Raw genomic sequence first — 11,401 nt, 5'->3', positions numbered from 1 at the left:
CCGCCGTGACGCGCGACAGGGGGCGGATTCCCTTGCGTGAGCAGGTGTACGACTCGTTGCGCCACGACCTGGCCACCGGAGCCATCGTGCCGACCGAACGGCTCGGCGAAGAACGTCTCGCCGAAACTTACGGGGTCTCACGCACCCCGGTGCGCGAGGCGCTGGCCCGATTGCAGGCGGACGGCCTGGTGGAGCGGCTCGCCGACGGCTTGTACCCGTACCGTCCCCGACTGGACGAACTCGATCACCTCTACGAGTTACGGCTCGTGCTGGAGGCCAGGGGCATGCAACGAGTGGGGCCGTCCGGCGAGGCTCCCGTGCACGATCTGGAACTCGTGCGCGCGGAACTCGACGTCTGGCGCGCGCTCCTCGACGACCCACCCGAACCCGGCCCGGCGCTGGTGGCAGCCGACGAACGGTTCCACACCACCCTGCTCGCGGCCGCGGGCAACGCCGCTCTCGCCGACGCCCTCACCGCCGTGCACGTCCGTGTGCGCCCGGTGCGCACACTGGACATGCCGACCCCGGAACGAATCGCCACGATGACCGCCGAGCACATCGCGGTGGCCGAACATCTGGTCTCCGGTGCGGTGGACGCGGCGGCGGCCACGCTCACCGCCCACATCGACACCTCGCGAACGCACGTGCTGGCCCGCGCGCAGCACGCGCTGCGCCTGACCAAACTCGGCCGCGCCGTGCGCGATTGACGTGTCAGCAGCTCTGTTGGAAGGGGAAGCACTCGGTGGGCCGGTACGCGGGCGGCGACGGGGTGGGAGTCGTCGTATCGGTCGCCGGGAGCGGCTGCGCCGAGTCGTGGGCCAAGGCGGTGGCGATCACCCCGAGCACGAACAGGACTCCGACCACCGCGATCACGACGACCGACCAACCGGCGTAGGCCTGTCCCTTCGTCGCGACGCCCGGCGTCGGCTGCACGCGCGGCTTGGGTGAGCGGGCGATGGTCGTGACCGGCTCCGGCGCCTGGTCTTCGAAGCCCGCCTCGAGCAGTTCCGCGCGGGACGGCGCGATCTCCGCCAGACCGAGCGCGCCGCACGCGCCGATGACCCGGTCCACGGTCCAGTTCCGCGGTCCCGCGGAGAATCCCTCCAGGTAGATACGCAGCTCGGTCGCGTCGGTGACGTTTCCGACGACGACGTCCAAACCCGGCCGCAGGCTGGTGCGCGCCGGTCGCACCACGGCGCCCCGGAACGGGACGAGCACCACGGCGCCGCTGATGTGGCCGGGGTCCTGTAACGCCCGCTGGAGCATGTGCTTGACCGCGTAGATGCCGTGTTCCACGCGCTCGGCGGGGCTCCCGGATTCCGGGTCGTCCAATTCCACCGGTGCGTCGCTGATCTTCCACGGTTCTTCGGCCGGTGTGCTCAGAATGCCGCTCTGCCTGCGCCGGAACCCGTGTACCTCCAGCACGGTCAGCCCACGCGGGGTCCACACCACGGCGTCGACGCGCCGGTTGTCCGCTTCCAGATCGATCACGGCGAGGCCGGTCGTCGGATACGACCGCAGGCACGCGACGAATTCCCGCTCGGCACCGGAAAGCTCCGCTCCGGGCCTGATCCTCACCAGCATCTGTTCCCCTGCCGACCTGTTGTCCACACCTGACGCCGCGAAACCCACTGCGGCCGCGGTGACCCGCACCGGTACTGATGATGACGGGGTACCCGGCCGAAAACCACTCCGAAAGCAAAAGAATGCTGACCTCCGCACGGGATACTGCCAAGTAGGCTCGAATCTCGGTCGGCACCGACGCCGGCCGAACAGACCACGCGGAGGTGGCAACCAGCATGGTTTCAGCGCTGCAACCACGCATCTCACCCGGACGGTTCCGAGAACTCGGCCCGCTCAACTGGGTTGTCTGGCAGGTGCTTTCCCGCGCCGCAGGCACCGGTGACGCCCACTTGTTCAGCACGCTCGGCCGCACCCGCGGTCTGTTCCGGGGCTGGCTGCACTACTCGGGCAAACTCATGCCGGGCGGACGCCTGCCCCGTCACGAGTCCGAGCTGGTCATCATCCGGGTCGCGCACCTGCGCGGCTGCGACTACGAGATGGACCATCACATCCGGCTCGGCAGGCGCGCCGGGGTGACGGGCGAAATCCTCGAGCGGCTGCGCGAAGGCCCCGCGGCAGCGGGCTGGTCGGACAAGCACCGGGCGCTGCTGGCCGCCGTGGACCAACTCGTGCGGACGCGCGACCTCGACGACGACACCTGGGCGGAACTGGCGAAGCACTACGACGAGCGCAGTCTGATCGAAATCGTCCTGCTGATCAACCAATACGACGGGCTGGCCTCCACCATCACCGCGCTGCGCATCCAGCGCGACGGCGTCTAGGAGCCGACGGGCGGCCCCTCGATCCGGCGCGCCAGACCGTCCAGCACCAGCGCCAAACCGAATTCCCAGGCGTGATCGGCGCTGTAGGCGGCGTCGTGCGCTCGGCCCGCGGACGCGCCGATACGTGCGGCCAGCGGGTAGCGCTGGGCATCGAAAACCTGCGCCAGGATCGGTGCGGCCCGTTCCCACCACTGCCCGTCGGACATGGCGCTGTCGGCCGCGGCCCGCGCACTGTCGATGGCGATGCGGGCGACGGAGGTGACCCAGCCGAGCACGAACGTCAGTGCGGCGTCCATGGCGACGTCGTCGAGCCCGAGGCCCGCGAAGGCCTCCAGCTCGTGGTCGTATTTGGCGGCGAGGCCGGGGCCGAGCGGTGGCCGGGTGGTGGGCAGATACGCCACCCAGGGATGGCGGGCCAGCATGACGCGGTTCTCGGCCGCGATCCGGGCGACCCGCTCGCGCCAGGACAGGCCGGTGAGGTCGGCGCGCTCCATCCGCGCGTAGACCGTGTCCAGCATCAGGTCGAGCAGTTCGGCCTTTCCCGGCACGTAGGTGTAGGTGGCCATCGGGGTCAGGCCGAGCCTGGTGGCGACGGCGCGCATCGTCAGCGCGCCGAGCCCGTCGGTGTCGGCGATCTCGATCGCCGCGGCGACGACCGCCTCGATGCTGCTGCGCTGCTTCGGCCCCCGGCCCGTGCCGGAAGCGGGCGGAATCCGCCACAGCAACTCCAGCGTGCGCACCGGGTCGCCCGCACCGCTGCGTTCCTTCGGCTGTTCCACCGCCGCCTCCTCAACCCACTCGGATCACCGATCGTATCGATGTGACCCAGCTCATAGTGCACCACTCCAAGAGAATCTATACAAAGTATAGAGTACTTAGTACAGAGTTGATTGCTGTCGCCGAGGAGGACTCATGAACATCACCGCTTCCGCCATCTCGCTCAACGTCCCCGACCCGGCCGCCTCGGCGAAGTTCCTCATCGACCACCTCGGTTTCGAGGAGAAGATGTCGGCCGACGGGTTCGTCTCCCTGGACCGCGCCGACGCCGGATCGAACGTCATCTACTTGCGCACCGGGCTGGCGAGCTTCAAGCCGAAGAGCGCCGCGGGCAGCGCGGGCGAGGGCCTGCTCGTCGTCTTCGTCGTCGACGACATCGACGCCGAGTACGCCCGGCTGCAAGGCGAGGGAGTGCCGATCGTGACACCCATCGAGACCGAAGAGTGGGGCGAGCGGTACTTCCAGATGAGTGATCCGAACGGAATCATCATCCAATTGGTGCAGTGGGTATGAGCGAACGGCGCGGATCTCGCGAGGATCCGCGCCGTTCGGCTTCGGCGGCACTCAGCCGAGCGCGGCCCGGAAGACTTCGACGGCCGCGGTAGCCGGTCGGCCGAGCAGTTTCTCCAGGTCTCCTGAGCGCACGTCGAGAATGCCCTCGGCGATGCCCGCGTCGGCGTCGGCGAGTGCCTTCGCGTAGACCTCCGGCAATCCGGCCTGGATCAACGCGGCGGCGTAGTCCGCCTCCGGCAGGTTCTCGTAGCGCACCGGCTTGCCCGCCGCCTCCGAAATCGTTTGGGCCAATTCGGCATAGGTGAGGCTGTCCCCGCCGCCGAGTTCGTACACCCGGCCCGCGTGACCCTCGGTGGTGAGCACCCGTGCGGCAGCTTCGGCATAGTCGGCGCGCGCCGCACCGGCCACCCGCCCGTCGCCCGCGGCTCCGTGCAGCACGCCCGACTCCACCGCGCCCGCGAGGCCGCCCAGGTAGTTCTCCCAGTACCAGCCATTGCGCAGAAGGACATGCGGCACGGCGGATTCGGCGAGCACCGCTTCGGTGGCCTTGTGCTCCTGCGCGAGAATCAACGGGTTGTCGATCGCGTTCGGAATGCTGGTGTAGGCGAGTAGTTCCACGCCCGCGCGTTCCGCCGCGCGGATGACGTTGGTGTGCTGAGCTACTCGTGCGCCGAACTCGTTGCCCGAGACCAGCAGCACCCGGTCGATGCCCTCGAGAGCGCGTTCGAAGGCCGCCGGGTCGCCATAGCCGGCCTGCCGGACATCCACTCCACGTTCGGACAGGTCGGCCACCTTCCGTGGATCACGCACGATCGCGACGACGGGCGTCGCCCCCGCGCGCAACAACTCCTCCACCACCAGTCGGCCCAACTGTCCACTGGCTCCGGTCACGGCGACGGTCATGAATACCTCCCAGGCATACGAATTTTATAGTGCTAACTATTCGTAAGTACTATGCATTCCGTGGCCGCTGTGGTCAAGTTCGCTACCATTACGGTCATGACCACCCAGCGAACCGTCTCGGCCGAGGCCGACGACCCCACGCTGGAAGCCGACGTCTTCGCCCGGAACTGCACGTCACGACCGGTCTTGCAGAACGTCGCCAGTCGCTGGGGCACCTTGGCGCTGGTCGCGCTGCGCGAAGGCGCCTTCCGGTTCAGCGCCCTGCGCCGACGCGTGGACGGCGTGAGCGAGCGCATGCTGTCGCAGACCCTCCAGGCACTCGAACGCGACGGCATGGTGCATCGGGAGGTCCTGGAGACCATTCCGCCGCGGGTGGAATACACCCTCACCGAACTCGGCGCCGAGGTCGCCGCGCACTTGGAGGCGCTCATCCAGGTGCTGGAGACCAACATGCCGCGGGTGCGCGAGGCCCAAGCGGCCTATCACCGCGACTGAACCGCGACGGCGGGAAGAGACCGGCGTCACCGCGGGTTACACGGGCATGGAACTCGCCGCCGCAGTCGCTTTCGCGCGCGACCACCGCAGGTCCGTGCTCACCACGATCCGCCGCAACGGACGGCCGCAACTGTCCAACGTGCTGCACGTCGTCGGCGATGACGGCCGCATCCGCATCTCCATCACCGCCGACCGTGCGAAGTATCACAACCTCGTTCGCGACCCGTGGGCGGCGCTGCACGTGACCCGCGACGACTTCTTCGCCTACACCGTGCTCGAGGGCACGGCCGAGCTGACCCCCGTCGCCGCCGCGCCCGGCGACCCCACCGTCGACGCGCTCGTCGACTACTACCGCACCGCCACCGGAGAACACCCCGACTGGGACGAGTACCGCAACGCGATGGTCACCGATCGCCGCGCCTTGGTCCTGTTCACACCGACCCACGCCTACGGCATGCTCTGATACAGGGTCGTCGAAGCACCGTTCGCCGGTCCACGATCACGCGGGCTGGTCTTTGTCCGAGGCCAGCCAGACTTGCAGGTTCTCCGGGTTGATCGGAATCGAGACATGCTCGTGCCCGATCAGCCATGTGCCGTTCGACTGTCGAAGGCACACGGTCTCTCGCACCCATATCGCGCTCTGAAACCCTCCCTTGCGCGTTCCCGAGTCCGGCCGCATCTGCCTCGACCTGCTCGGCTCGGCGCGCGCCAGACGGGAACGCTATGTGGGCGAGTGGATTCCCGCACCCCTGCCCGACCACGGAGAGTGGACCGGCAACCGGTCCGGCGGCTCCGCCGACCCCGCCGACCGGATCACCCTCGACGAGTCGGTCGACATGGCGTTCCTCGTCGTGCTCGAATCCATGACCCCGGCCGAGCGCGTGGCCTTCATCCTGCACGACATCTTCCGCTTCCCCTTCGGACATCAACGCCCTCATCGGCCTGCTCGACCCCGATGCCATCGGAATCGCCGACGGCGGCCCAGGCCAACGCCCTCCCGCACCCGATCGAAGGCGGCGAGCGGATTGCTCGCTACATCATCGGTCTCACCGCCAGGACATCCGGCCAAACGATGCTGGAACGCACGGTCAACGGCCGTCCCGGTCTGGTACTCCAGCTGGGCGAGACCACAGCGACGGTGGTGGCGTTCGAGATCGCGGGCGACCGGATCAAACGCCTCTGGGCCGTCCGCAATCCCGACAAGCTCCGCCAGTGGACAACCGGAGGCAACGACTGAGCGAAGGGCCGCGGGGTGGCCGACCACGGCCGCATCGGCGGTGGGCCGACGAGAGACTCAGCGGGACATCAAGTCCGATACGGTGACGAACTGGTAGCCCGCCGCACGCAACTCGGTCACGATGCGCGGGATGGCGTCCAAAGCGGCGGTCGTGCCGAACATGACGTGCAGCAGGATGATCGAGCCGGGACGGACCTCGGCGAGGGTCTCGGCGACGATGTCGTCCGCGGTGGCGCTCTTCCCGGAATCGGGTTCGACGTCCCACATCACGGTGGTCCGGTCGTGCTCGGCCAGGTAACGCGGCAGCGTGAACAGCTTCTTGCCGTAGGGCGGGCGGAAGGTGATCGGACCGACGTAACCGGTCTTCATGATCTCGGCGTCGGTGCTCTCGACCTCCTCGCGGACCGTGCCGGGGGTGACGAAGACCATCCGCCGATGCGAATAGGTGTGGTTGCCGATCTCGTGGCCCGCCGCGGCGATCGCCCTGCCGTGCTCCGGGCGCGCCACAAGATCGCGGCCGTTCAGATAGAACGTGGCCGGAACCTGAGCGGCGGCGAGCACTTTCAGCACTTCGGGCGCGCGATCTGACGGCCCGTCGTCCAAGGTCAGTGCGACCACCCGCGCGTCGGTGTCCACCCGGCTGACCACGTGACCGGCCAATTGGAAGGTGCGCGCTTTCGTCAGATAGTAGGTGCCCGTCACCAGCAGCACCACCACGACGAGCACCGGCACACTTCCGATCAGCCACCTGCGAAACATGCACGCTGTATAACAGAATTCGCGTATCGGCGCCGTGTCCCGCCGTCGCTACCGACGCGGAAACCATTGCCCGGGAGACGAAAAGGGCGTGCGATCGATGACCGCACGCCCTCGTCGGGGACAGCTCAGAAGTTGATCATGTGGCCTGCCAAGCCGTGGAAGGCTTCCTGCAGGGCCTCGCTGAGCGTCGGGTGGGTGTGCACGTTCCTGGCCAGCTCGTTGACGGTCAGATCCCACTTCTGCGCCAGCGTGAGCTCGGGCAGCAGTTCGGAGACGTCCGGGCCGATGAGGTGCCCGCCGATCAGCTCGCCGTACTCGGCGTCGGCGATGAGCTTCACGAAACCGGTCGGGTCGCCGAGGCCGTGCGCCTTGCCGTTGGCGGTGAACGGGAAGGTCGCGACCTTCACGTCGTAGCCCTCGTCGCGGGCCTGCTGCTCGGTCAGGCCGAAGCTGGCGACCTGCGGCTGGCAGAAGGTGGCCCGCGGCATCATCCGGTAGTCGCCGAGGGTGACGGTCTCCGCACCCGCGATGGTCTCGGCCGCGACCACGCCCTGCGCCTCCGCGACGTGCGCGAGCTGGAGCTTGCCGGTGACGTCGCCGATCGCGTAGATGTGCGGCACGTTGGTGCGCATGTAGTCGTCGATCCCGATCGCGCCGCGGTCGGTGACCTGCACGCCGGTGGTCTCCAAGCCGTAGCCGTCGACGCGCGGGGCGAAGCCGACGGCCTGCAGCACCTTGTCGACGGTGACGGTCTCGACCGAGCCGGTCTTGTTGTCCTTGATCGCGACGGTGACCTTGGCGCCGTCGTCCTCGATGGACTGCACGGCCGCACCGGTGGTGATGGTGATGCCGAGCTTCTTGTACTGCTTGGTGATCTCCTTGGAGACGTCCGCGTCCTCGTTCGGCAGCGCGCGGTCGAGGAACTCGACGATGCGCACGTCGACGCCGTAGTTCTTCAGAACGTAGCCGAACTCCATGCCGATCGCGCCCGCGCCCACGATGAGGATCGAACCGGGCAGGTCCCGGGTGAGGATCTGTTCCTCGTAGGTGACCACATTGGCGCTGAGCTGGGTGCCCGGCAGCAGTTTGGTGACGGTGCCCGCCGCGATGATCGCGTTGTCGAAGGTGATGTTCTCGGTGCCGCCCTTACCGAGTTCGACCGAGAGCGAGTTCGGGCCGGTGAAGGTGCCCTTGCCGTCGAACTCGTCGATCTTGTTCTTCTTCATCAGGAAGTGGACGCCCTTGACCCGGCCGTCGGCGACCTTGCGGCTGCGGTCGAAGGCGACCCCGAAGTCGAAGTTCACCTCGCCGGAGATGCCGAAGGTCTTCGCCTCCTTGGTGAAGATGTGGGCGAGCTCCGCGTTGCGCAGGAGCGCCTTGGACGGGATGCAGCCGACGTTCAGGCACACACCGCCCCAGTATTTCTGCTCGACGATCGCTGTTCGCAGGCCGAGTTGAGCGGCGCGGATCGCGGCGACGTATCCGCCGGGACCAGCACCGAGAACGACGACATCGTAGTGGGAAGTCACGACCCGAGCCTAACTCCGCGGCGGGAAGTTCACCCACCCGTCCCCCACTACTGTGAGGCGTGGACCACACCGGCGGGCGAACTTCCCCTGATCGGGAAGAACGCGGTGGCTGTGCGGGGTTAGCATGCCGCGTGAGCAGCCGTGTCGACCCGATCGCGGCACCCGTTCGCGGCGCGGCCGAGACCCCCTCCGACCCGCTCGACGGGACCGCTTCCACCCATCTGACCCGGCTGGTGCGCGACACCGCCGCGGCCGCGGGAGTCGGGCCCGACCTGCTGGCCGCCATTCCCGGCACCGATGACGCGACGCTGACCGGCGAGTTGAACCGGATTCCGCTGAGCTCGGTGATCCGGCTGTGGGACCTGCTCGCCCGCACCGCACCCGAACCGAGCGCCGGGCTCGCCGTGGCCGCCGCCGCACCGCTCGGCACCCTCACCACCTGGGACTACCTGGTCACCAACGGGCCGACGCTGGCGGATTCGCTGCGCACCGCCCAGCCGTACCACCGCCTGGTCACCGCGGCCCCCGAACGCTTCGATCTCGGCGAGGACGGCGCGCTGACCGTCGCCTTCCACACCACCGCCCCGGACCCCGCGACGGTCTCCGTGGTCACCGAATACGTGCTCGCCTACTACCTGCGCCGCGCCCGCGAAGCCACCGGCCGTCTCGTGGTCCCCGAACGGGTCGTCCTCAGTCGCTCCGCGCCGCCCGGCCACCGGATCCTCACCGAGGCGTTCGGCACCGCACGTATCGACTTCGACGCTCCCTTCGACGCGATCACCTTCGCCGAAGCCGATGCCCGAGCGCCGCTGGTACGCGCCGATCCCCGACTGGCGGAACTGCTGCGCAGCCACGCCGACCTGGTGCTGGCCGCCGCCCGGCCGATCCCAGGACCACTGGAGTCCTTGCGGCTGGCGATCGCGGCGGCGATCGATGACGGCGATGCCTCACTCGGCGCCCTTGCCCGCAGACTGACGGTGAGCACCCGCACTCTGCAACGCCAACTGGCCGAGCAGGGCACCACGTGGAGCAAGGAATACGACCGCGTCCGCTACGAGCGGGCGCGCACCCTGCTGACGGAGGGACGGCTGACCACGGCCGCGATCGCGGGGCGGCTCGGGTTCGCCGACGACCGCGCGCTGCGCAAGGCCTATCAGCGGTGGAGCGGCTCACCGCCGTCGCGGGCCAGAGGGCGGTAGCGCTTCCTGCCAGGTCTCTGATCGCCCGGCGCGTCCGGACCGGTTGATGGCGGCGGAGGACCTGGGCGCGGGACCTCGGCGCTCATAGCGTCGTCGGTGCCGGATCGCATCCGGCGAATCCTGAACAACCGGCCGCCCCGCGGCCGTACGAAAGGCACCGCCATGACCCTCCCGCTCACCGCGCGTGAGTTCCACCTCGCCGCACGCCCGACCGGCGCGCCGACGGCGGCGAACTTCGCTCTGGTCGAACGCCCGATCCCCGAACTCGCCGAAGGACAGATCCTGGTGCGCAACACCTGGATGTCGGTCGACCCGTACCTGCGCGGCCGGATGGACGACCGTCCGTCCTACATCCCGCCGTTCCAGGTGGGCGCGGCGCTGGAAGGCTCGGCGGTGGGCGAAGTGATCGCCTCGGCATCCGGCATCCCGGTCGGCGCGACCGTCACCCATTTCGCGGGCTGGCGCGACTACTCGGTGGTCGACGCCGCCACCGCCACGCCGGTCGACACTTCGCTCGCCGCACCGCAGCACTATCTCGGCGCACTCGGCACCACCGGCTTGACCGCCTATGCGGCGCTGACCGATGTCGCCCGGGTCGATTCCGGCGACACCGTGTTCATCTCCGCGGCGGCAGGCGCGGTCGGCAGCGTCGCGGGGCAGATCGCCAAGAAGCTCGGCGCGGCGCGGGTCATCGGGTCAGCGGGCGGCGCGGCCAAGACCACCCTGCTGCTCGACGAGTTCGGTTTCGACGCCGCCATCGACTACCGAAAAGGTGACCTCGCCGGACAGTTGACGTCGGCTGCCCCCGAAGGCATAAACGTGTATCTCGACAGCGTCGGGGGGGAACACCTGCGCGTCGCGGTAGAGGCCATGCGGCCCACCGGCCGCATCGCGCTGGTCGGCGCGGTCAGCGGGTACAACGGCCCCACCGCCGAAGCGGGCCCCGACCTGTATCTCGCCGCGACCAGGGAGCTCTCGCTACGCGGCATGCTGGTCAGCAGCTATTTCCCGATCTTCGGCGAGTACATCACCAAGGCCGCCGGCTGGCTGACGGACGGCACCCTACACACCAGGCACACCGTGTACAACGGCCTGGAACAGGCCCCCGCCGCATTCCTCGGCGTCCTCTCCGGCGCCAACACCGGCAAAATGCTGGTCCGGCTGGCGTAATCCCCCGACTTGTCTCGCGAGCGGCACAGGGCGGCTGCGGCAAGCTGGGTCGAGGACTATTGCGAGGGCGACTATAGGCCAGTCAACGACTCCCACAGCAGTATTCCCGCCGATTACTGGTGGCATTCGGTCGTCACCGACCTTCGACTCGACACCACGTATCGTCTTCACGCGCGCTGCGCGTTTACCGCGACCAATGGACACACCACCGCGCCAGGCAACGTGCAATACACTGCCGAATTCACGTTGCATTCGACATGAATTCGCGCCGGTGTCCTGCCACGCGCGGGTAGAGATCATGCGCGCCCAGTTATAGCTCACGGACATCGAGGAGAGTGCTGTACTCCCTGCGACCGCGCTGGCGGTCGGGCAGACGTTCGACGTGGCGGATCGGCTGGAACTCGTCGTCGACGACGGATGGATCGTGCGTGTGACACCCCGGGCCGATACCCATGGCGAGCTTCTTTGTGAGCC

General features: G+C 68.5%; 14 protein-coding genes. 8 read left to right on the top strand and 6 right to left on the bottom strand.

Features of this window, described 5'->3' with window-relative positions:
* Nucleotides 1-5 precede the first annotated feature (5 nt).
* Nucleotides 6-707, top strand: coding sequence for a GntR family transcriptional regulator (locus GVY39_RS06880; RefSeq protein WP_159921662.1), 702 nt, complete (start codon nucleotides 6-8; stop codon nucleotides 705-707).
* Between the two features lie 4 nt (nucleotides 708-711).
* On the opposite strand, the gene GVY39_RS06875 is transcribed toward GVY39_RS06880, so the two are convergent.
* Nucleotides 712-1,584 carry an NERD domain-containing protein gene (locus GVY39_RS06875; RefSeq protein WP_159921664.1) on the bottom strand — a complete coding sequence of 291 codons (873 nt, stop codon included), beginning with the start codon at nucleotides 1,582-1,584 and terminating at the stop codon, nucleotides 712-714.
* 227 nt (nucleotides 1,585-1,811) lie between these two features.
* On the opposite strand from GVY39_RS06875, the gene GVY39_RS06870 reads away from it, so the two are divergent.
* Nucleotides 1,812-2,345 carry a carboxymuconolactone decarboxylase family protein gene (locus GVY39_RS06870; RefSeq protein ID WP_159921792.1) on the top strand — a complete coding sequence of 178 codons (534 nt, stop codon included), beginning with the start codon at nucleotides 1,812-1,814 and terminating at the stop codon, nucleotides 2,343-2,345.
* Here GVY39_RS06870 and GVY39_RS06865 read toward each other — a convergent pair.
* Nucleotides 2,342-3,124, bottom strand: coding sequence for a TetR/AcrR family transcriptional regulator C-terminal domain-containing protein (locus tag GVY39_RS06865; RefSeq protein WP_223519163.1), 783 nt, complete (start codon nucleotides 3,122-3,124; stop codon nucleotides 2,342-2,344). The genes GVY39_RS06870 and GVY39_RS06865 overlap by 4 nt on opposite strands.
* 133 nt (nucleotides 3,125-3,257) lie before the next feature.
* On the opposite strand from GVY39_RS06865, the gene GVY39_RS06860 reads away from it, so the two are divergent.
* Nucleotides 3,258-3,635 carry a VOC family protein gene (locus GVY39_RS06860; RefSeq protein ID WP_159921666.1) on the top strand — a complete coding sequence of 126 codons (378 nt, stop codon included), beginning with the start codon at nucleotides 3,258-3,260 and terminating at the stop codon, nucleotides 3,633-3,635.
* A gap of 51 nt (nucleotides 3,636-3,686) precedes the next feature.
* Here the strand turns inward: GVY39_RS06860 and GVY39_RS06855 are convergent, their stop codons facing one another.
* The gene (locus GVY39_RS06855; protein WP_159921668.1) at nucleotides 3,687-4,538 is read right to left on the bottom strand and encodes an SDR family oxidoreductase; all 852 of its coding nucleotides are present in this window, start codon (nucleotides 4,536-4,538) and stop codon (nucleotides 3,687-3,689) included.
* A gap of 96 nt (nucleotides 4,539-4,634) precedes the next feature.
* Here GVY39_RS06855 and GVY39_RS06850 point away from each other — a divergent pair, with 96 nt between their 5' ends.
* Together GVY39_RS06850 and GVY39_RS06845 are read left to right on the top strand one after the other, a co-directional pair.
* Complete coding sequence (locus GVY39_RS06850) at nucleotides 4,635-5,033, top strand: helix-turn-helix domain-containing protein (protein WP_159921670.1); 399 nt, start codon at nucleotides 4,635-4,637, stop codon at nucleotides 5,031-5,033.
* A gap of 46 nt (nucleotides 5,034-5,079) precedes the next feature.
* A complete protein-coding gene (locus GVY39_RS06845; protein ID WP_159921672.1) occupies nucleotides 5,080-5,496 on the top strand; it encodes a PPOX class F420-dependent oxidoreductase in 417 nt (138 codons plus the stop codon).
* A gap of 36 nt (nucleotides 5,497-5,532) precedes the next feature.
* Here the strand turns inward: GVY39_RS06845 and GVY39_RS34950 are convergent, their stop codons facing one another.
* Nucleotides 5,533-5,661 carry a hypothetical protein gene (locus tag GVY39_RS34950; protein ID WP_255466132.1) on the bottom strand — a complete coding sequence of 43 codons (129 nt, stop codon included), beginning with the start codon at nucleotides 5,659-5,661 and terminating at the stop codon, nucleotides 5,533-5,535.
* A gap of 327 nt (nucleotides 5,662-5,988) precedes the next feature.
* Between GVY39_RS34950 and GVY39_RS33835 the strand changes: the two genes are divergently transcribed.
* Nucleotides 5,989-6,270, top strand: coding sequence for a hypothetical protein (locus tag GVY39_RS33835; protein ID WP_201295172.1), 282 nt, complete (start codon nucleotides 5,989-5,991; stop codon nucleotides 6,268-6,270).
* 57 nt (nucleotides 6,271-6,327) lie between these two features.
* Here GVY39_RS33835 and GVY39_RS06835 read toward each other — a convergent pair whose 3' ends face one another.
* Nucleotides 6,328-7,029 (bottom strand): polysaccharide deacetylase family protein, encoded by a 702-nt coding sequence (locus tag GVY39_RS06835; protein WP_159921674.1) that lies wholly within the window; start codon nucleotides 7,027-7,029, stop codon nucleotides 6,328-6,330.
* Between the two features lie 125 nt (nucleotides 7,030-7,154).
* A complete protein-coding gene (gene lpdA / locus GVY39_RS06830) occupies nucleotides 7,155-8,558 on the bottom strand; it encodes a dihydrolipoyl dehydrogenase (protein ID WP_159921676.1) in 1,404 nt (467 codons plus the stop codon).
* A gap of 131 nt (nucleotides 8,559-8,689) precedes the next feature.
* Here lpdA and GVY39_RS06825 point away from each other — a divergent pair, with 131 nt between their 5' ends.
* Together GVY39_RS06825 and GVY39_RS06820 are read left to right on the top strand one after the other, a co-directional pair.
* A complete protein-coding gene (locus GVY39_RS06825; protein ID WP_236565323.1) occupies nucleotides 8,690-9,757 on the top strand; it encodes an AraC family transcriptional regulator in 1,068 nt (355 codons plus the stop codon).
* 162 nt (nucleotides 9,758-9,919) lie between these two features.
* Nucleotides 9,920-10,927, top strand: a complete 1,008-nt coding sequence (locus tag GVY39_RS06820; RefSeq protein WP_159921678.1) for an NADP-dependent oxidoreductase — start codon at nucleotides 9,920-9,922, stop codon at nucleotides 10,925-10,927.
* The last annotated feature ends 474 nt before the right edge of the window (nucleotides 10,928-11,401 follow it).

It is taken from the genome of Nocardia sp. CY15 (assembly GCF_009829295.1).
GTDB lineage: Bacteria > Actinomycetota > Actinomycetes > Mycobacteriales > Mycobacteriaceae > Nocardia > Nocardia sputi.
This window is presented reverse-complemented; position numbering and strand designations above follow the sequence as displayed.